The sequence below is a fragment of the Polaribacter sargassicola genome (assembly GCF_021991835.1).
Taxonomy (GTDB): Bacteria; Bacteroidota; Bacteroidia; order Flavobacteriales; family Flavobacteriaceae; genus Polaribacter; species Polaribacter sargassicola.
The window spans coordinates 134,445-155,449 of sequence record NZ_JAHDAU010000001.1; the positions used below are offsets into that span (position 1 = coordinate 134,445).

Annotated in this window: 21 protein-coding genes; 5 read left to right on the forward strand and 16 right to left on the reverse strand. The window is 28.3% G+C overall.

Translation table 11 applies throughout. The annotated features are described in order from the left end of the window. Position 1 precedes the first annotated feature (1 nt). The 7 genes from KI686_RS00485 to KI686_RS00515 all read right to left on the reverse strand — a co-directional run bounded on the left by KI686_RS00485 (position 2) and on the right by KI686_RS00515 (position 7,189). Positions 2-796, reverse strand: a complete 795-nt coding sequence (locus KI686_RS00485) for an undecaprenyl-diphosphate phosphatase (RefSeq protein ID WP_237587262.1) — start codon at positions 794-796, stop codon at positions 2-4. A gap of 2 nt (positions 797-798) precedes the next feature. After that, positions 799-1,041 carry a DUF3098 domain-containing protein gene (locus tag KI686_RS00490; protein WP_237587263.1) on the reverse strand — a complete coding sequence of 81 codons (243 nt, stop codon included), beginning with the start codon at positions 1,039-1,041 and terminating at the stop codon, positions 799-801. Between the two features lie 4 nt (positions 1,042-1,045). After that, positions 1,046-1,924 carry a cell division protein FtsX gene (locus KI686_RS00495; RefSeq protein WP_237587264.1) on the reverse strand — a complete coding sequence of 293 codons (879 nt, stop codon included), beginning with the start codon at positions 1,922-1,924 and terminating at the stop codon, positions 1,046-1,048. Positions 1,925-2,119: 195 nt separating this feature from the next. Next, the gene (locus KI686_RS00500; RefSeq protein WP_237587265.1) at positions 2,120-2,542 is read right to left on the reverse strand and encodes a hypothetical protein; all 423 of its coding nucleotides are present in this window, start codon (positions 2,540-2,542) and stop codon (positions 2,120-2,122) included. A 7-nt stretch (positions 2,543-2,549) separates the two neighbouring features. Further along, positions 2,550-3,002: a hypothetical protein gene (locus KI686_RS00505; protein WP_237587266.1), complete on the reverse strand. Its 453-nt coding sequence runs from the start codon at positions 3,000-3,002 to the stop codon at positions 2,550-2,552. Continuing rightward, a complete protein-coding gene (locus KI686_RS00510; RefSeq protein WP_237587267.1) occupies positions 2,992-4,413 on the reverse strand; it encodes a DUF5689 domain-containing protein in 1,422 nt (473 codons plus the stop codon). The genes KI686_RS00505 and KI686_RS00510 overlap by 11 nt, the downstream gene beginning before the upstream one ends. Positions 4,414-4,432: 19 nt before the next feature. Then, complete coding sequence (locus KI686_RS00515; protein ID WP_237587268.1) at positions 4,433-7,189, reverse strand: carboxypeptidase-like regulatory domain-containing protein; 2,757 nt, start codon at positions 7,187-7,189, stop codon at positions 4,433-4,435. Positions 7,190-7,324: 135 nt separating this feature from the next. Here KI686_RS00515 and KI686_RS00520 point away from each other — a divergent pair, with 135 nt between their 5' ends. Next, positions 7,325-8,380 carry an endonuclease/exonuclease/phosphatase family protein gene (locus tag KI686_RS00520; protein WP_237587269.1) on the forward strand — a complete coding sequence of 352 codons (1,056 nt, stop codon included), beginning with the start codon at positions 7,325-7,327 and terminating at the stop codon, positions 8,378-8,380. Positions 8,381-8,468: 88 nt separating this feature from the next. Here the strand turns inward: KI686_RS00520 and KI686_RS00525 are convergent, their stop codons facing one another. Continuing rightward, positions 8,469-9,998 carry an Rne/Rng family ribonuclease gene (locus KI686_RS00525; RefSeq protein WP_237587270.1) on the reverse strand — a complete coding sequence of 510 codons (1,530 nt, stop codon included), beginning with the start codon at positions 9,996-9,998 and terminating at the stop codon, positions 8,469-8,471. Between the two features lie 312 nt (positions 9,999-10,310). Further along, entirely contained in the window at positions 10,311-10,601 is a 291-nt protein-coding gene (locus KI686_RS00530) for an HU family DNA-binding protein (RefSeq protein WP_237587271.1), read from the reverse strand. A gap of 143 nt (positions 10,602-10,744) precedes the next feature. Between KI686_RS00530 and mutY the strand changes: the two genes are divergently transcribed. Genes mutY through gldD form a run of 4 tightly spaced genes read left to right on the forward strand, consistent with a single transcriptional unit; the run spans position 10,745 to position 14,153 of the window. Continuing rightward, positions 10,745-11,788, forward strand: coding sequence for an A/G-specific adenine glycosylase (mutY, locus tag KI686_RS00535; protein WP_237587272.1), 1,044 nt, complete (start codon positions 10,745-10,747; stop codon positions 11,786-11,788). Between the two features lie 40 nt (positions 11,789-11,828). Further along, positions 11,829-12,263, forward strand: a complete 435-nt coding sequence (locus tag KI686_RS00540) for a single-stranded DNA-binding protein (RefSeq protein ID WP_237587273.1) — start codon at positions 11,829-11,831, stop codon at positions 12,261-12,263. 20 nt (positions 12,264-12,283) lie between these two features. Then, positions 12,284-13,606 (forward strand): gliding motility-associated protein GldE, encoded by a 1,323-nt coding sequence (locus KI686_RS00545; protein ID WP_237587274.1) that lies wholly within the window; start codon positions 12,284-12,286, stop codon positions 13,604-13,606. Beyond that, a complete protein-coding gene (gene gldD / locus KI686_RS00550; RefSeq protein WP_237587275.1) occupies positions 13,599-14,153 on the forward strand; it encodes a gliding motility lipoprotein GldD in 555 nt (184 codons plus the stop codon). Before KI686_RS00545 ends, gldD begins: the two co-directional genes overlap by 8 nt. Here gldD and KI686_RS00555 read toward each other — a convergent pair. The 7 genes from KI686_RS00555 to KI686_RS00585 form a co-directional block, all read right to left on the reverse strand. Then, on the reverse strand, positions 14,150-15,922 hold the full coding sequence (locus KI686_RS00555) for a MutS-related protein (protein ID WP_237587276.1): 1,773 nt from the start codon (positions 15,920-15,922) through the stop codon (positions 14,150-14,152). The genes gldD and KI686_RS00555 overlap by 4 nt on opposite strands. A gap of 37 nt (positions 15,923-15,959) precedes the next feature. Next, positions 15,960-17,138, reverse strand: a complete 1,179-nt coding sequence (locus KI686_RS00560; RefSeq protein ID WP_237587277.1) for an NTP transferase domain-containing protein — start codon at positions 17,136-17,138, stop codon at positions 15,960-15,962. Positions 17,139-17,220: 82 nt separating this feature from the next. Next, positions 17,221-17,694, reverse strand: a complete 474-nt coding sequence (moaC, locus tag KI686_RS00565) for a cyclic pyranopterin monophosphate synthase MoaC (RefSeq protein ID WP_237587278.1) — start codon at positions 17,692-17,694, stop codon at positions 17,221-17,223. Further along, on the reverse strand, positions 17,691-18,926 hold the full coding sequence (locus KI686_RS00570) for a molybdopterin molybdotransferase MoeA (RefSeq protein WP_237587279.1): 1,236 nt from the start codon (positions 18,924-18,926) through the stop codon (positions 17,691-17,693). The genes moaC and KI686_RS00570 overlap by 4 nt, the downstream gene beginning before the upstream one ends. Before the next feature lie 20 nt (positions 18,927-18,946). Next, entirely contained in the window at positions 18,947-19,939 is a 993-nt protein-coding gene (moaA, locus tag KI686_RS00575; protein WP_237587280.1) for a GTP 3',8-cyclase MoaA, read from the reverse strand. Continuing rightward, a complete protein-coding gene (locus tag KI686_RS00580) occupies positions 19,940-20,353 on the reverse strand; it encodes a DUF6691 family protein (RefSeq protein ID WP_237587281.1) in 414 nt (137 codons plus the stop codon). A gap of 92 nt (positions 20,354-20,445) precedes the next feature. Beyond that, a complete protein-coding gene (locus KI686_RS00585) occupies positions 20,446-21,003 on the reverse strand; it encodes a YeeE/YedE family protein (RefSeq protein WP_237587282.1) in 558 nt (185 codons plus the stop codon). Positions 21,004-21,005 lie beyond the last annotated feature (2 nt).

The following is a 21,005-nucleotide window of genomic DNA, read 5'->3' on the forward strand; positions in this document are numbered from 1 at the left end:
TTTAACTTAAAAGTGAATATCCTATTGCAATAACACCCACTATTGCACAGTATAAAGAAAAGTAAGATAATTTACTTTTTTTAACTAAAGCAATCATCCATTTACAAGCTAATAAACCTGCTAAAAAAGCAGCTATAAAACCTGCTGAAATTGGTATAATTTCTGAGGATTCAAAACTAATGTCTCCTCCTAGTAAATCTTTACCTATTTTACCAAAAATTAAAGGAACTACCATTAAAAAAGAAAAACGAGCAGCTCTTGTTCTATCAATACCTAATAATACAGATGTAGAAATTGTTGCTCCAGATCTAGAAATACCTGGTAACATTGCAATGGCTTGTGAAATTCCGATAATTATAGAATTGGAAAAAGAGACTTCTTTATCTGTGTTTTTTGCTTTATCTGCTAATAATAAAAGTGCCGCAGTAACTAACAACATTACTCCTACTAAAAGAACTTTTCCTCCAAAAAAAGACTCTAATTCTTCTTCAAAAAGTAAACCAACAGCAACTGCAGGAATCATAGAAAGTATAATTTTTAAAGAAAATTTTAACTCATCATTCCATTTAAACTGAAACAAACCTTTAAATATTTCTGCAACTTCTTTTCTAAAAATAACCAATGTACTTAATGCGGTTGCAAAGTGTAAAACTACTGTAAATGTTAAACTTTCTTCTGGTACAGAAGTGTCTCCTAAAATAGCTTTTGTTAACTCTAAATGTCCACTAGATGAAACAGGTAAAAATTCTGTTAATCCTTGTATAATACCTAATATTATTGCTTCTAAAATATCCATTATTATTTTTTTGGATTTGCTAAAATAGCATAAATTTCTATTCCTAAACCTATAATTACTAATGTTGGCGCTAAACGAATACGCTGCCAGTTATATATTTCGTTATTAAAAACTTCTGGATTATTACTACCGCCACCAGACATAAAAATAAAACCTAATGTAATAAAAATAAGCCCTACAATCATTATAATATAATTTCTTTTACCAAATAAAAATGTTGATTGTTGCATGTTTTCTTTTTCCATAATATTAATAATAAAGTTCTTCTGTTTGTAAATTTAAGAAACGTTGTGTAGCAAAAAAAGTACTAACCCAAGTTATTACAAAAGCAGAAACTATAATTCCGCTTACTAAATATGCTAAAGTAACGTAATCTTCTAAAAGTAATAAAGATGGTGCAAATTTATCTATATAATAAATAACAACACCTAAAGCTATAAGTGCCAATAAGGCACCTATAAAACCTAATTTTATGCTTTGCCATATAAAAGGTTTTCTAATAAAACCTTTTGTTGCTCCAACCATTTGCATGGTTTTAATATTAAATCGTTTAGAATAAATAGACAATCTTATAGAACTATTAATTAAAAACATAGATACTAAACCAAAGAAACCACTTATTACTAACATCCAAAAGCTAATTCTTTTAATATTTTTTGTTAGCAAATTAATTAGAGGTTTATCATAAGAAACATCAGAAATAAAAGCATTTTTTAAGAATCTTTTTTCTAACTCTTCCATTTTTTCTGGCGTAACATAATCTGCTTTTAAATAAAGATCAATTCCGTCTTTTAAAGGGTTTTCTCCTAAGAATTCTAAAAAATCTTCTCCTATTTCTTCACTATAAATTTTAGCGGCACTTTCTTTACTAGTATAAATAACTTTTTTGGTAAACTCTTCTTCTAAAAGAGAAGCCTCTAAGTTTTTTCTATTTGTATTAGAAATTCCGTCTTTTAAAAATAAGGTAATTGCTACTTTTTCTTTTACACGATTAGCAACTAAAGTAGATTTTAATAAAACTAACCCTAAAGAACCTACCAGAAATAAAACGATGGCAATACTTATTACCACAGAAAAGTAAGAAGATAGTAATCTTCGTTTTTGATAAGAATCAAATTTAGTAGCCATTATTTAGCATTGTTTTAAAGACCGCAAGATAATAATTAGTATGCAGTTAACAGTATCTGTTAGCAGTATTTTAACGATTCTATTTGTTGATATAATTAAAACACAAAAACTTTTTATTATCTAGATACTTTTATAATTACAAAGATATTCTTCTTTATCTAATATTAATTTTAAATAATGATAACTAGCAATAAATTATTCGGTTTTTATATTCAAAAACTTTTTATTCAATTTAAAATTATTTGCATTAACTAACTCAATTGCAACTATACTTTCAGACAAAATATTAAAACTTTTATTTTCAATTAAATAACCATTAACATAAATATCATTCTTCTCATTTAATCCAAAAAAACTATTTAATTCTTTTTGAGACTTTACTTTAAATTTTTCTTTGATATTTACCTCAATAATTCCTCCACTTTTTTCGTTTTCAACAAAAAGATAAGTAGAACTTAATTTTTTTTCTTTATTGACTTCAAGTTCTAAAATATTTTGAGATGATGTTTTATTTAATAAATCAATACTAGCAATAACAGAATTATTAATTATTAAGATTGGTTTTTGAGCGTAACTTGTAAACCCTATAGCTAGAATTAAAATTAATATTGATTTCATATTTTTTTTAATTATTTATAACAACCTTTAAATAAACATCTTTCATATTTAAACTTTTAGGATTAAATATTTTTGCACATAAAGATAGTGTATCATTTTTTTCTAATATTGTAGTTAGTGTTTGACGACAATAATTTAACGAATCAACATCTGCATTTGCTTTAGTTACTTTTGCTTTTTCTGAGTGCAACCTATTATTTATTACCAAAGCCAATTCTGTTTCTGAATTTTTATAATATGCACTTATAGAGTTTTGACAAAACCCCCAATCTATTTGATATACACCAGAAACGGGTATTGTTAGTTTTTTATTATTCCAATAAGAGCCCCAACTTTCATCGCATTTCTTAGAATAAAACCTAACCACTCCATTTGTAGACAATTCTTTTAATTCTACTTTAAAAGAAAAAATATTAATATTTTCTTTCATAACCTTTTCTATTAAAATATTACTTTGCATTTATAATAACGTTATCTAATTCATAAGTACCATCAAAACTTGCATTTCCATTTCCGGTATATTTAAAAGCGATGTAAGCTGTGCCAGAATAATTTGATAAATCTATATAAGTAGAGTGAATCCAATCTCTATAATCTTGTCCGTCAGAAACTATTTTTGCAGGTAAAATATTCCAACTTGCAGAGTTTATATTGTTTTCATTCCCATCAAAATCTGTAGAAATTAATACCTCTAAATTACTTCCGTTAGCAAAACTATTAGAGGTTTCAAAAGACAAAAACTCTTGCGATGTTGTTTCTAAATTAATTGCTTTTGTTATTAACCAAGTAACTGTATTTTCATCACCAGAACTTATAGAGTTAATTCTTGCTGCCTTACTTTGCGAATAGGTATCTGTATAAGATCGCCAAGATTTTGTACCAATATCTCTATAATTTATCCAATTTAAAACATCAATATCTCCAGATTCATTATCAAAATTTTCTTCTAATAAAATAGTTGTATAATCTGCTATTGACAAAGGCGTACATCTATCTTCTGTCATAAAAACATCATTGCTATCATTTAAATTTAAAACGATAAAACTCCCACCAAAATCTTTAGAAACTATTGCATTGATAACGCCTGCTTTTTCTGGCAAAGTTTCGTTAGAAAAGCTAGAAAAAGAACTTGTTTCTAATAATAAATCGTCATACCCTAAACCTAAACAAGTCTGAATTTTACGTTGTGTATCAAAATCTTCTATTGGATCTACAAATGATTTCCCTGCTAATTTTGCATCAAAAAACACATTTTCTAAAGAAATAAATGTTCCTATATGTGTTTCATTTATCCTTGCAAAATCCATTAATTTTGGCACAATTGTTTCTGTTGTTGTAGTTCTAAAAATATGATTCGGTATTTGATTTGTAGTTACATTTTCTATTTCAGAAAGATTAGATGCACTTACTTTTCCGCCAATAGTTACAATTCCGTCTCCAGAATTAGTTTCGCCTACGTACAAACCTTTTAAACGAATATAAATTTCTCTACCAATATTAAACTTATTATAACTATCTAATAAATTTAACGAAACTCTAATGCCTGAATTTGGGTTTTCTGGAGCATCTTGCATATAAAATTCTTTGTAGAAGTTACCTGTTTTATCCGAAGAAACCACATATCCTTTTACCACAATATCAGAAACCACCTCTAAAGGATCGTTGCCAATTACATACAACTCTTTTAGTTCTTGTATTGTTTTTAATTGAAGTGTACCAACAGAAATGCTATCTAAAATCTTATTTACAGCTTCGTTTTCTTCATTTCCTAAACTTTCTGGCACTTTAAAATCTGCATCATCTACACAAGTGATGCACAAAACACTTGTTATACAAACAAGTATTAGCGAGAGGATTCTATTCTTTTTCATTTTTCTTTTTTTAATTTTTCTAAAAAGAGATACTTACATTTAAAAAATAAGTTGCTCCTCTACCATACCAATATTTATTACCAAAAACGGGTTTATCTAAAGATTTATCTTCTAATAATTGTCTGTAATTAGCATTTCTTCCTTGTTCAAATCCACCAGATTTATACTCTTTATTTAATAAATTATTTACTGTTGCAAAAACACTGATGTAATGTTTATTGACGATAAATGATTTTCCGCCAACAAGATTTACCACTGAATAATTATTAAATTTTTCTTGAACCAAAAGTTCTTTTGCAATTTCTGTATCATAATCTAAAAAAGGCAATCCATCATCATCAATGTAAAAATTTCTAGACCTATTTAAAGGGGAAATATCTACAAATGTGTTTGCAAAAAAGTTGAGTGTAGCACCAAACCACCAATAATCTGGATCTCTATACTCAAAACCTATAGAATAAGCATTTTGCGGACCAGCTGCTATTTTATAATTTTTAAGATTTGTGGTTCCAAAATCTTTAAACCCATTTACAAAGCCTGCCACAATAGATTCTGTATCCGCCTCTGTAGTTAGGTATAAATTAGGATTATTAGCATACGTAAATTGCCCAATAGACGCCGCTCCTTTTAACTGTAAAGTGGGTGTAACTTGTGCTTCAACACCAATCTCTAAACCTAAATTATTTTTATCAATCCCATTTAAAATTTCTTGTACAAAAGCTGTATTATCACCACCAACTCCATCTGCAAAATAAAAAGAAATCTCTGTTGCGTCTTTTGTAGAAACATAATAGGCTGTTATTTTTGATGTAATAACCGGACTTCTAAAAATGTAACTAACATCTGTATAAAGTGTTTTTTCGTTTTGTAAATTTAAAACCACATTATTATTTTCTCTTGAGTTAGAAAACGTATTTCTAAGCGTTGGTGCATTGGTAAAATACCCAGCATTAATATCAACCAAATGACGACCTGTTATTTTATAAGTTACACCAGATTTAAAACCGTAAGTTGTAAATTTTTGCTCTTCTGACTTACCCAGAGAATTATCAATAAAACCCCCATTTTGATATAAACCTTCTCTTTGATGTGTTGTATTAACAACATTTAAAGCGGCATAAAAATCTACCTTTTTATAACTAAATTGAGTTTGAGCAAAAGCTTTTATAATAGCAGAACTTAAATTAAAATTATATTTAAATTTATCACCTTTACCTACAATTCTATTTGGATTTAAAAGATCATTTTGTTTTTCATCTTCTGTTGCTCCAAAAGGATCAATATCTAAATAACCACTTCCGCCTAGCAAATCTATTACCTCTGCAAAGTTTTTAGAATGTAATTGTTTGTATTCTATTTTTCCGTTGATAGTAACATGATCGTTAAGTTCTGAATTTAAAATAGTATTGATTGTAATTTGTTTATCATCATTTCTATCTTCATAAAAAACATACGCATTCTCTAAACCTGTATCTTTATTTGTACTATTTGCATCGTAAATAGCATTCCAGTTAATTTGTCCATCATTTTTAAAATTCTTTTCAGCCTCGTAAGCTCCTTCAAAATCATTATATCTTAAAAAATAACTTGGTAAATTTTGATAATATGTTTTACTCGGATTAGACCCTCCGTTATAATCTATTCTACTATTTCCTATTTTACCAAATTGATATGCTATATTGGTGTTTATAGCTGTTTTTGAGGTAAGATTCCAATAATGGTTTAGCATTAAAATAGGCTCACTAACCTCTTTAATTCTAGAATTTTTCTTTTCACCATTTAAAAAACCCCAATAATCGTTGTACTTTATGCCTTTTAAATCATAAACTTCCTGGGTATTTGGTGATGATTTCCCTCTTCTGTTTGGAGTAAAAATTCCTGTAAAATTAATGCTACTTTTATTGCTTAACTTTTTTTCTATGGATGTAAAAAAAGAATATGCATTATAAGAAGTTGCCTCATTAAATCCCTCATTTCCTATTCTTCTACTTCCAGAAAAAGTAAAAGCCCAATTACTTTTTAACATCCCAGAAGAGTAAGTTGCCATCATTCTATGTTGATAACTTCTATTAGATGAAGAATAAGTTATTCTAGCTCCGGCTCTTTGTTCAGAAGCTCTTGTTTCTATATTTGTAGCTCCTAAAAGCCCTCCAAAAGTAACATCAGAAGCAGATAAACCATTTCTAAATTCTTGATTTCTTAACACATCATTTAATCCTCCCCAATTTCCCCACTGAGCTCTACCGTCATAGATTTTATTCATTTCTATGCCGTTAATTAATACTTTTCCGTTACCAGAATCTAAACCCTTTATTCTAAAAAAAGAAGAACTAAACTCAAAAGCAGCTGTTCTTAAAAAAATATCTTTTGATGATAACAAAAGCCCAGAGATGTTATCTGCAGAATTAGTATCATTATTTAACTCATCATCTGTAAGAGTAATTAAACTTAAATCTTGATTGATAGAAATATCTTTAAAAAGATAAATTACACCTAAGTCTAAAATTGCATCAGAGAGTTCTATAGGTATATTTTGTGTTTGATAACCATCAAGTTGTATTGTTAAAACAACCTGTTTTTCACCTAAAACTTTAATTGTAAAATTACCGTTTAAATTTGTAGTTGTACCTTTATCTATGCCTTGTATCTTAACAAAAACAGCCCCAAGAGGTTTCTCGGAATTATTATCTAAAATAACTCCTTTTATAATATTTTGACTGTTAACATACCAAGTAGCTGTTAACAGCAAACAAGTTGCCATAACAATTTTTTTCATAAATAATTGTACTCTAAATTTTCTTTTTCGCTATTAAATTTAGTGAAAATAAATTAAAGTTCTACAATAACAGAGCATCTATTTAAAATATGCAGCTTAAGTTTCTTATTTTTACCACATAAAAAACATCATAAAATGGGTAAGAATATACTTTTTATTTTAGCTTTCTTAATTGTAATTACTTCTTGTAATTCTCAGAAAAAAGCAAAGCAATACGATATTAGAACTATTGCTTTTTATAATTTAGAAAACTTATTTGACACCATAAATGATGTAAATAAAAATGATGAAGCGAGCCCAATAATGGAGTTAAAATCTAATAAATCTAAAGTTTATTGGGATAAAATTGAAAAGCTTAGTAGTACAATTGCTCAAATAGGAGCAGAAAAAACAAATACAAGTCCGGCAATAATTGGAGTATCTGAAGTTGAAAATTTAAACGTTTTAGAAGATTTAATAAAATCTAAACATTTAATAAATAATGATTACGGCATTATACATTATGATTCACCAGACAAGAGAGGTATTGATGTTGCTTTACTTTATCAGAAAAAATATTTCAACCCTATTTATCATGAAGCTTTTAATCCTAATATATATAGCGATAACGTAAAAATTTATACAAGAGACCAGCTTTTAGTATCTGGTTATTTAGATGATGAATTAATACATATAATTGTAAATCATTGGCCATCTAGAAGAGGTGGTGAAAAAGCAAGTAGACCTAATAGAGAAAAGGCAGCTTACCAGAACACAAAAATTATAGATCAAGTTAGAAAACAAGATGAAAGTGCTAAAATTTTAATTATGGGCGATTTTAATGACGACCCAATAAATTCTAGTTTTAAAAAAGTATTACAAACAAAAAGTAGAAAAAAAGAGGTAAGTAAAGATGACTTATACAACCCTTATGAAGACATGTTTAGAAGAGGTTTTAACACCCTAAAATATAGAGATAAAATAAATTTATTTGACATGATTTTCTTTACTTCTCCGTTATTAGACAAAGGAGAAAAAGATTATACTACTTACAAAATGTATAAAGCTATGATTTTTAATAAAGCTTTTTTAACCACTAAAAAAGGAAAATATAAAGGATATCCTTTTAGAAGTTTTTCTAACGGTAATTATACAGGTGGTTATTCAGACCATTATCCTGTTTACTTATATTTAATAAAAGAAAAAAACTAAGATAAATTTATTAATAATACAAAACCCTGCAACTAAGAAAATTGCAGGGTTTTTTGATAAAAAATTATTGCCTTTATATTATAATATTTTAAGCTTTTACAGATTTAAATCTATAATATAAGTATGTGTAAGCGTCACGAGGTATAATTGTAATCCACTTTTTGTGTTTTAAATACCATTTAAAACGTATAGAATTCACTCCTTTTGTTAAATATGCAGCAATAAAAGGATGTACATGTAATTGTACTTTTTTATTTTTAGAGCTTAACAAATATTTCTCTAAATCTGCCTCAATTTTATCTAACAAAACTATAGGTGCTTCTACTTCTCCATTTTTATTTGGGTTGGCTTCGGTAGTTTTTATACTTAACTCAGGTCTTACTCTTTGTCTTGTAATTTGTACCAATCCAAATTTACTTGGAGGTAATATTTTATGCTTTGTTCTATCCAAAGCCATTTGTTCTTTAAGATGCTGATATAATTTGTTTCTATTTTCAGCTTTGTGCATGTCAATAAAATCAACAACTATAATTCCTCCCATATCGCGTAATTGCAATTGGCGTGCTATTTCTGTTGCTGAAATTAAATTAACTTCTAAAGCAGTATCTTCTTGAGAACCTGCTTTATTAGACCTATTTCCACTATTTACATCTATAACATGTAATGCTTCTGTGTGCTCTATTACTAAATAAGCACCTCTGCTCATGGAAACTGTTTTGCCAAATGACGTTTTAATCTGTCTTTCTATTCCGAATTTTTCAAAAATAGGAACATCAGATTTATAAAGTTTTACAATATTTTCCTTTTCAGGATATATTTCTTGTAGATATTCTTTAATCTCTACTTTTAGAGTTTCATCATTTGTTACAATACTTGTAAAGGTTTCGTTCATAATATCTCTTAAAATTGAAGAAGCTCTATTAAGCTCACTCAAAATTTTTGTTGGTGTATTTGTGTTAGGTATTCTCTTACACATAGTTTTCCAACGATCTAAAGAGTTTTGTAAATCTTTATCAAGTTCTGCCACTTTTTTGCCTTCGGCAACAGTTCTTAAAATAACACCAAACCCTTTGGGCTTAATGCTTTTTGCTAATCTTTTTAAACGTTCTTTTTCTTTTGGGTCTGCTATTTTTTGAGAAACAGAAACTCGGTTAGAAAAAGGAACTAAAACCAAATATCTACCTGCTATAGACAACTCAGAACTTAATCTTGGGCCTTTTGTAGAAATTGGTTCTTTTACTATTTGTACTAATAGGTTTTGACCCGATTTTAGTACACTGTTAATACTACCGTCTTTGTTAATGTCTTCTTCCTTACGGAAGTTCTTTAAAGTGAATTCTTTATACTTACCTGTGCTTACTTTCTTAATGAATGAGTTTAATGAGTTTACTTGCGCTCCTAAATCATGATAATGTAAAAACCCATCTTTTGGGTATCCTACATTAACAAAGGATGCATTTAAACCTGTTAATACTTTTCCTATTTTGGCTAAAAATATGTCGCCAACAGAAAATTTATTATCAGATGTTTCATTATTTAATTCAATAAGTTTTCCATCTCTTAATAAGGCAAAATCAATATCAGATGAATTACTACGAATTATTAATTCTGTTTTCATACTGAAATGGTTTTAGACTACACTTAATTGTGTAGATGGATTAATATTGTCAGGTATATTTATAATACCGTGAGAAGATTTACTGTTTTTAAACAATAAATAAACCTTCTAATGTCAATGAACTTTGTTTTTAACTTCTTTCGTCTAAACAAGAAACGAAAAAGTAAGCGGATGCTTACTTTTTCTTGTGTCTATTTGCTCTAGCTCTTTTCTTTCTTTTGTGTGTAGAGATTTTTGCTCTCTTTCTTTTTTTACCACTTGGCATAATTTCTGTTGTTTTTTTAACCGTTTAAGGTTTAGATTAATATTTTGTTATTTAACAGCTACTTTACTTTTTACTCCTTCTGTAAAAGTTTTTGCTGGTTTAAAAGCTGGAATATTGTGTGCAGGAATCTTAATTGTAGTATTCTTAGAAATATTTCTACCAGTTTTTTCGGCTCTTGTTTTAATTATAAAACTACCAAAACCTCTTAAATATACGTTATCTCCACTTTCTAATGCATCTTTCACTTCAGTCATAAATGCTTCAACAGTTGCTAAAACTTCTGTTTTCTCGATTCCTGATTTATCTGAAATTTTTGATACGATATCTGCTTTCGTCATGTCTCTAATATTTTACTATATTTTTATTAATTTACTTCCAAAAATGCGGATGCAAATATATGACAATTAATCAATTCCAAAAATAATAACACTTAAAATTATGTGAATTTTAAAATGTAATATTGTAATCCTATTTTTTATCAATGATTTTTTATAACACATTAATTTTCTGGTATTTACAAAACAGCCGAAATTTACCTTGGCGAAAAACTAAGAATCCTTATTTTATTTGGCTGTCAGAAATCATGCTTCAGCAAACAAGAGTTGCCCAAGGTTTGGCATATTATTTAAAATTTACAGAAGCTTTTCCTACTGTTTTTGATCTTGCAAATGCAGACGAAAGTACCGTTTTAAAAATGTGGCAAGGTTTAGGTTATTATTCTCGTGCAAGAAACCTTCATTTTTCTGCAAAATTAATTGCAAACGAACTAAACGGAGAATTCCCATCAACTTACAAAGAAATTATTAAATTAAAAGGTATAGGAGATTATACCGCATCTGCAATAGCGTCTATTTGCTTTAACGAAGCTACCGCTGTTGTTGATGGAAACGTTTACAGGGTACTTTCTCGCTATTACGGAATTAAAACACCTATTAACACATCTGCAGGAATTAAAGAGTTTAAAACACTTGCGCAGTCTTTAATAGATAAAACACAACCAGGTACTTTTAATCAAGCAATTATGGATTTTGGTGCTATACAATGCAAACCACAAAATCCTTTATGTAATACTTGTCCGTTTTCTAATAGTTGTGTTGCATTAGAAAAACAATTAATTAAAGAGCTACCTGTTAAAGAGAAAAAAATAAAAGTTAGAAAACGTTATTTTAATTTTTTAGTGATAAAAACCAACAAGCAAACAACTATTTTATCAGAAAGAAAAGGAAAAGGTATTTGGCAAGGCTTGTATCAATTTCCGTTAATAGAAACCAAAAACGTTATTAATAAAGAAGAGTTAATATCATCCCAAGAATTTATCAATTTATTTCCAGAAGAAACCACAATCTCACTTTTTAATCAAAAAGAAATTGTTCATAAATTATCTCATCAACATTTATATACACAATTTTGGATTGTTGAAACCAAAAATTTATCAGAAGCAACTATTAAATGGAGTGAAATTGAAAAATACCCTGTTCCTATTTTAATAGCAAATTTCTTAGAAAAACACCTACCTAAAAAGTAATTGATATTTTTAGTATTTTTGTTATAGAAATACACAAGCTATGGCAGGTACAATAAATAAAGTAATTTTAATTGGTAATTTAGGTGATGATGTTAAAATGCATTATTTTGATGATCAAAACTGTGTAGGTCGTTTTCCTATTGCAACATCAGAAAGTTACACAAACAGGCAAACCGGAGAAAAAGTTACAAGTACAGATTGGCATAACCTTGTTGTAAGAAACGGATTAGCCAAAGTGTGTGAAAAATATTTAACAAAAGGAGATAAAGTTTATGTTGAAGGGAAACTAAAAAACCGTCAATGGGAACAAGATGGTGTTAAACGTTATTCTACCGAAATAGTTGTTAATGAAATGACCATGCTTTCTAACAAAAAAAATACAGAAACTAATAATATTAACCCAGTACAAAATCAAAAACCTTCTCCAGCTCCAAAATCTGTAGAAATGGAAGAAGAAGATGATTTACCTTTTTAAATTAACTTAAACCTTAAAAATTGGATCCAGACCCCAAAATATTATTTTTTACAAGTATAGATCTATTAACCTCGTTTAATATAATAACTTTAATAGCGCTACTTATAAGTTCTGCATTAGTATCAGGCGCAGAGGTTGCTTTTTTTTCTCTTACACAAACAAACTTAAATGAACTTTCTAATAACGGAAAAGAAGAAAATATTGTTGTTACCTTATTAGAAAGACCTAGAAAATTATTAGCTACAATATTAATAACTAACAATTTTATTAATATTTTAATTGTTTTGCTATTTGCATCTTTATCAGAAACACTTTTTGGCAATTTTAATTATCAATTAAACCTATTTCTTTTTACTATTTCTATTAGATTTTTAATAGAAATAGTGCTAGTAACCTTCTTAATTTTACTTTTCGGAGAAGTTTTGCCAAAAGTATACGCCTCTAGAAATGCACTTAAATTCTCTAGAGTAATGTCTAAATTTATACATAGTATAAACTTTTTTCTAACACCTTTTAGTTTGCCATTAATTACCCTAACAAAGTGGATAGAAAAAAATCTAGGAAATAAAAACTCTAATTTTTCTGTAGAAACCTTATCTCAGGCGCTAGAGTTAACTTCTGAAGGAGCAACCACAAAAGACGAACAAAAAATACTAGAAGGAATTGTAAATTTTGGTAATACAGAAACTGTACAAATTATGAAACCTCGTATAGATATTTTTGCACTATCAGATGATGAACCTTACGAAACTGTTTTACAAAAAATATTAAAAAACGGATATTCTAGAAACCCTGTTTACAAAGAAAATATAGACAATATTATTGGCGTCTTATACGCAAAAGACTTACTTGCACACTTAGACAAAACAACATTTAAGTGGCAAGATTTACTTAGAGAACCTTTCTTTGTACCAGAAAATAAAAAATTAGACGATTTGTTAGGTGATTTTAGAGAGAAGAAAAACCACTTAGCAATTGTTGTTGATGAATACGGAGGAACAAGCGGATTGGTTACTTTAGAAGATGTTATTGAAGAAATTGTGGGTGATATTAATGATGAATTTGATGATGAAGATTTATCTTATTCTAAAATTGATGCGAACAATTATATCTTTGAAGGTAAAATTACAATTAAAGATTTTTGTAAAGTTTTAGATGATGAAGATGAAGATGTTTTTGAAGAAGAAAAAGGAGAAAGTGAAACTCTTGCTGGTTTTATTTTAGAAATTTCTGGAAAATTTCCTAAAAAAGGAGAGAAAATAAGTTTCAAGAACTATACGTTTACAATAGAAGCGTTAGACAAAAAACGTATTAAACAAGTAAAAGCAACTAGAAATGCGTAAATTTTTTTTATTGATTTTTTTAACTCTATTCCTTTCTTGTAAAGAAGATGTTTTACCAAAACCAAAGGCTTATTTAAGTTTAGAATATCCACAGAAAACGTATAAAAACTTAGAAATCTCTAGACCTTATAGTTTTAATATTTTAAAAAACACTACTGTTATAAACAAAGAAAATAATTGGATAACTATTAAGTACCCTCAACTAAAAGCTTCTATAGATATTACATACAGACCTATAAATAACAACCTAAGAGAACTTTTAACCGAATCTGAAAAACTGGTTTTTAAACATGCTGTAAAAGCAGAAGAAATTAAACCACCAATAGATTTTGTAAACCCTAAGAAAAGAGTTTTTGGTAGCTTGTATGAAATTACAGGAAACGCAGCTTCTCATCTACAATTTCATGTTACAGATAGCACAAAAAACTTTATAAAAGGTTCTTTATATTTTTATGCAAAACCAAATTACGATTCTATTTTACCTGCCGTAGATTATATTAAAAAAGATATTTTACACTTGGTAGAAACTTTAGAATGGGAAAACTAAACAATTTCCATTTTTTGCAGTAAAAAAGAAGCATTCATATTTTTACAAACACCGTTTTTCATAGTGTAATCAAAATGTAGCTCGTCATTAATTATTTCTGCATCAAAATAATAGTTTTTTACACTAGAAAACTCGTTTTCTAATTCGCACAAACTAATATCATGCGTTGCAATAATTCCTGTAGATTTAGATTTTGTTAATTTTTCCACGAATTTTTTAGACCCAATTGCCTTATCTTTACTATTAGTTCCTTTTAAAATTTCATCTAAAATAATAAAGTATTTTTCTGATTTTATTTCATCAATAATAAACTTTAAACGCTTTAATTCCGAATAAAAATAAGAGGCATCTTCAGATAAAGAATCAGAAGTTCGCATACTTGTTATCAATTTTATTGGCGAATATAAATAGGATTCTGCACAAACGGGCAAACCACAATTTGCCATTACAATAGACAAAGAAACGGTTCTTAAAAAAGTACTTTTACCAGCCATATTTGCGCCTGTAATTATAAAAAATTGTGCATCATCAATTATAAAATCGTTATCAACTCTTTGATCTACTTTTAACAAAGGATGACCTAAATTAGTAGATTTTATAGTTTCGTGCCCATCCAAGATTTCTGGAAAAACAAATTTTTGATGATTAAAATTAAAGTTTGCTAATGAGTTCTGAGCATCAAAAAACGCGACTACTTCAAACCATTTTTGTACAGTATGTTTATAATTTAAAATCCACTTTTCTACCTTACAAGCATTGTAAATTTCAGACAAAAACAAGCCATTACCAACCACAGATATAATGATGTTGTTTCGCTGATCAAAACCATCTAAAATCTTAGAAAATTCTTTAAAAATTGAAGAAGCTTTTTTCTCTTCAGATTTTATAATTTCTTGTTTCTCTTTTAGTATTGATGCTGTAAAAGTTTCATTTTCTATTTCATTTAACAATTGATGATATTGCCTAAAAGTTTCTCTAACTTTATCTGTTTCTGAATATAATTTTTGTGTCTTTTTAACGAAAGCACCAGTAATAAAAAGTCCGACAAAAAACCAAGCTGTAACAAATGAAAATGCAATAAAACCAAAAGAAACCAAGCCAATTAAGGTGAAAGAAATTATTGAAAAAACTATTTGAAATTTTGCCAAATGTTTAGAAAAAACAGCCTTGTAATTAGAAAATAAATCAATAACAGTTGCCGAAGTATTTTTAACTGAAACTAAACTTGCTAAGGCAGAAAAATGTTGCCTCCAAGTTACTTTTTTAGAAAGTTCTTTTATTGCATGCTGTTTTTCTACAATATTAGACGTGTTATTTGCAGAAAGTGTAGTTGCTAAAAGTAATTTCCCATCATTTGTAGCGGTTCTATTCATGTATTGAAAAAACGAACCTCTACCAAATAAATCTACATCATTGCTAAAATAATGCAACGGATTTACAAATTCTTCACCAGTTTCTAAATCATAAAAATCTCTATTTAAAACTTTAATTTCTGTGCTATTAATTACAATTTTAGCTTCTATAACCTGTTTTTTTCTTTTTATTTTAGTGTTTGTTAACACCAAAAAAGAGAATAATGCTATTCCTAAACAAGCGATGATAAATACATCTGGAAAATCACCAAAGGTCAAGTAAATTAAAAATGTAGTTGCTAAAAAAACAGCAAATCTAAAAATAGAAACATTGATTAATTTTTTCTTTAATACCAAAGCTTCTTTTTCTAAATCTATTTTTGCTTGTGTATAAAATTCTATAGGATTATTCTTCATTTAAAATTATTTAAAGCTTAAAGTTGACTTCTTTTCATTAATTTCCAATCTCTTTTTTGGCAATTTTAAACTCTTCTGGTGTATTTATATTTCTGATAAAATCATCATTAATTTCTACAATTTCTACATCAGAATTGATTAACATTTTACGCGGACAAGAATAACCTTGTGCTAAATATTGTAGTAAAACAGGATATGCTTTTGGCTCGTAAATGGTAATTAACGGCTCCGGAAAATCTTTGTTTTTCCCTTTAATTGCAGTAGCTGTTTTACTCGGATTTCTAGACTTTAAAAGCTGTTGAATAATTTCTTCATTTACAAAAGGTACATCTGTTGCCAAAACCAACCAAGCTGCATTTGGGTCTTTTTGAAACGCAGAACAAATTCCTCCAAAAGGACCTAAATTAAAAAAAACATCAGAAATTTCTTGAGCTTTTTGAGATTTCTCAACTGCGCTCGAAATGACATTCAAATTCTGATTATCATCTTGAGCGGAGTCGAAAGATCTAACAGAATAAAAAGTTTCTAAATTATTATTCTCTAACCATTCTTTTGCAATTTCTTTTTGAGGTTTTCCAAAATAATTAAGCTCGGCTTTATCTGTACCCATTCTAGTACTTTTTCCACCAACTAAAACCAACCCTTTTACAGGTGCAATTTTTTCTTGAATTAAATTATTAATATGATTTGCAATTGCATCAACCTCATCAATAGTATAACAAGTAATATTTTTTATCTGCGGATATTTTTCTTCTAAAAAAGGAAAAAATTCTGTTTCAGATTTTAACTTTATTACAAACTGAATTCGATCTAACTGCTCTAATCTTTTTAAAACAGAAGCCTCTTTAGCTTCATCTAGAATTAATATTTGTTTTGCTCCTTGATAATGATTTCCGTTAATAAAAAGGTAATCGAATTGAGCAAAATCTAATCGTTGCTGAAATTTATTTATGTTTCCAGAAGTAGTTATTTGTAAATTTCCTTGATGATGAAAAGTATACTCTGATAAACTATAACTGTCATCTCGAGCGCAGTCGAGAGATTTTGCATGAGAAGCATCAAAATAAGCTAGTTTATAATTTGATAATTTCTCTGAGACCTTATGTACTAAATCTGAAATAACACCACAATTTGTTCCTAGAATTGCAATTTCATTAGGTGCAAAATTATCATTATCTCTTCTTTCTAAATTGGTATGTTTGGTATGCTTTTTCATTTTAAGTTAAACTTTTTCAAAATATCAGTTCGAGCGCAGTCGAGAACTATTAAAGCCTCTAGACTGCACTCGAGGAGACATTTTAATTCTTAATATCCGATTTTCCACCTGTTTTTTCTAACAATTTCACTTCTTTAATTACCATTTTTTGACTGATACTTTTACACATATCATAAATAGTTAAACATGCAATATTTGCACCTGTTAAAGCTTCCATTTCTACACCAGTTTTACCGGTAATTGTAACTTTACATAATACTTCTATGTTTTCAGAATCTATAATTTCTATGTCTACATCTACACCGTTAATTAACAACGGATGGCACATTGGTATTAATTCTGATGTTTTTTTAACACCTTGAATTCCGGCAATAATTGCCGTTTGAAAAACCGGACCTTTTTTAGTAATTAACTCATCATTTGTAAAATGAGCAATTACTTCTTTTCCTAAAAACATAGTTGCTTTTGCAATAGCTGTTCTTTTGGTAATTTTCTTATCAGAAACATTTACCATTTTAGGATTTCCTTTTGAATTTATATGACTAAAATCACTCATTGTCTAAATCTTATTATTGGGAAATTTTCACCCTGTTTAAAAAGTATTTCTTCTGTTTTTGACAACTGAATAAAAGCATCGGCATTTACCAAACTAACCAAATCTCCAGAACCATTTCCTTTTACAGGAAAAGCAACTAAATGTCCGAATTTACTTTCTAATTTTACTTGTAAAAAGTATTCTAAATTTGGTTTAAAAGAAACATCTTCTCCTAAAATTGCAGTTTCTTCTTTTGGTTCTACTCCTACTGATTTAAAATACCAAGGATAAAAATACGCCAAACAATTTACAAAAGTAGAAATTGGATTTCCTGGAAAACCGAACACAATTGTGTTCTTTTGGTATTTATCATCTATATGTTTATCAGAACTCAAATTCTTTTTTTGCCCAAACCAAAATGGTTTCCCTGGTCTTTGTGCAACTTTATGAAATAGTTTTTCTACACCTAATTCGTCAAAAACTTCTGGTAGAAAATCAAATTTACCTTTACTAACAGCTCCACTAAAAAGCAACACATCAAACTCTTTTAAAAAGCTTTTTATTTTTGATTTTAAAACTGGTTTATCATCTGTTATATGTGCCGTTTCTGATGGAATATTTAATTTTTCTAACAAAGAAACTAATGTAAAAACATTGCTTCTTCTTATTTGATGCGCTAACGGAGTTTCATCTACACCAACCAATTCATCACCTGTAGAAACAATCATTACTTTTGGTTGTTTTGCCACTTTTACTGTTGATTTACCAACTGTTGCTAAAACACCAATTTCTGCAGCTGAAATAATTTTGTTTTCAGATATTAAAACATCTCCTACTTTACCATCTTTTCCTTTATTGTGAACGTTTTGCTTCTCGTTTATAGCATCTATATTGATTGTTGCAATTCCGTTTTTAATAGTTACATCTTCGTAACGAATTACTGTATTTGCTTTATTTGGTAAAACCGCACCTGTCATTACCTCAATACAGTTTTCAGAATTTTGCAATGACAATTGCTCACTTCCTGCTGCTTGAATTCCTTCTATTTTAAATGCTCTTTGTCCGTTTTTAAAAGACTTATAATCAATTGCAATTCCATCCATAGAAACTCTGTTAAATGGCGGAAAGTCTCTATCTGCAAGAATGTTTTCTCTTAAAATTCTACCAACTGATTTTATAAACGGAACTTCTTCAAATCCAAAATCTTGCGTTGAATTTAAAATGATATTTTTTGCTTCTTTTACTGAAATCATCTAAAAATGTAAATTAGTTGTTACCCTCCAATTGTGCTCATACTTTCAGAAACATTTCCTTTTTTACGGTTTGCTTCTGCTATAAAACCATTTTCTGGCTTTTGTTTTACCAAGGTTAAAAACAGCTCTTTTAAATCATCATTACTTGCTCCTTTTCTAATAAAATCTCGCAAATTAAAAACACCATCATCAAACAAACAATTTTTAAATGTTCCGGTAGATGTAATTCTAATTCGATTACAATCATTACAAATTGTTCTTGTAAATGCAGGTATAATACCAAAAGTTCCTAAATGATTTTCTACTTTAAAATTTCTAGAAGTTGATGATTTTTCTGACCGAATTTCATCTACAGAAAATGCTGTTTTTACTTCATTTAAAATTTTTTTTAAAGTCCAATTTTCTTGCATATCACGTTGCCCTTTGCCATTAAAAGGCATTTCTTCTATAAATCGGACAGCAACATTTTTATCTTTTGTTAATCGTACAAAATCTAAAATTTCATCGGTATTAAAACCAGATTGTACAACTACATTTAGTTTTAAGTTTAAACTACTTTTTTCAAGTAATTCAAAAGTTTTATAAACTTCCGGAAAAACATCTCTTCTAGTAATTTTTGCAAATTTTTCTCTTTGCAAACTATCTATACTTAAATTGATATTTTTAACTTTTTCTAGCTTTTCAATCTTATCAATATGATGAGAAATTAATGCGCCGTTTGTGGTAATATTTATAGCATCTAACAAATCGTTGTAAGATAACATCTCTAAAAATTTTACAAAATCTTTACGCACAAAAGGTTCTCCTCCAGTTAAACGCACTTTATTTACGCCTAATTCTGTGAGTACACGAACTAAGCGATACATTTCTTTAAAAGTTAATAATTCTTGTCTTGGTACAATATCTATTCCGTGAGCAGGCATACAATATTGGCAACGTAAATTACAACGATCGGTTACTGCCAATCGTACGTATTGCATTTGTCTACCAAAATTATCTACCAGTTTACTCATTTAATTCGGTAATTTTTTACTTAAAACACCATAAATTAACGTACCAATTAATGCTCCAAATAGTAAAATTAAAGCAGGTATTAATTTAAAACCAAGAATTACAAAAATTGGTGCTGCACAAGCTCCTGAAATTCCCCAACCTAAACCAAAAAATGTTCCTCCTAAAACTGTTCTTACAAAACCTTTTTTCTTTGGTTTTGGTACAATTTTGTTCCCGTTAATATCTTTTATTTTTCCATTTTTAAAAAGCTGCATAAAAATCATAGAAATTACAACTGCTCCACCAATAATACCAAACATATGAAAAGATTGAAACTTAAACATTTCGTAAAAACGATACCACGAAATAGCTTGTGTTTTACTTAATACGATTGCAAAAAAGATGCCTAATATTAAAAATTTGATGTTTTTCATTTTGAATATATTTTAAATTTTCAATTAACTTCTCCACTGCGCTCGAAGAGACAAATTGAACATAATTATTTTTGTTTAATGCAAATTATTAGCTAAAATAAAATTGGAATTATAAACCAAGTAGCAATAATACCACCAATAAAAAAACCAATTACAGCTAATAAAGAAGGGATTTCTAAATTACTTAACCCAGTAATTGCATGACCAGAAGTACAACCACCCGCATAACGTGTACCAAAACCAATAAAAATACCCGAAACAATTAAAATTAAGAATCCTTTTAAAGAAAAGTATGCTTCTTCCCCAAAAATTTCATCAGGAAAATATTGATTTGTTACTTCTGTAAAACCTAAATCTGTTAATTCTTGCACCGTTTTAGGGTTTAAATCAATACTTTTATCTGGTGTTAAAAAATAGGCAGAAATAAATCCTCCAATAATTAACCCAACAACAAACATCAACGCAAAATCTCTGTCTTTCCAATCTTTTTTAAAGTAATCAGAAAACTTATCTGCTCCTGCAATGGTACATAAAGTTTCAAAATTTGTGGATGCTCCAAAATTTTGACCAAAATAAAAATACAATAATAAAGAAATTGCAATTAACGGACCGCCAATATACCATGCCCAAGGTTGTAATATAAAATCCATTT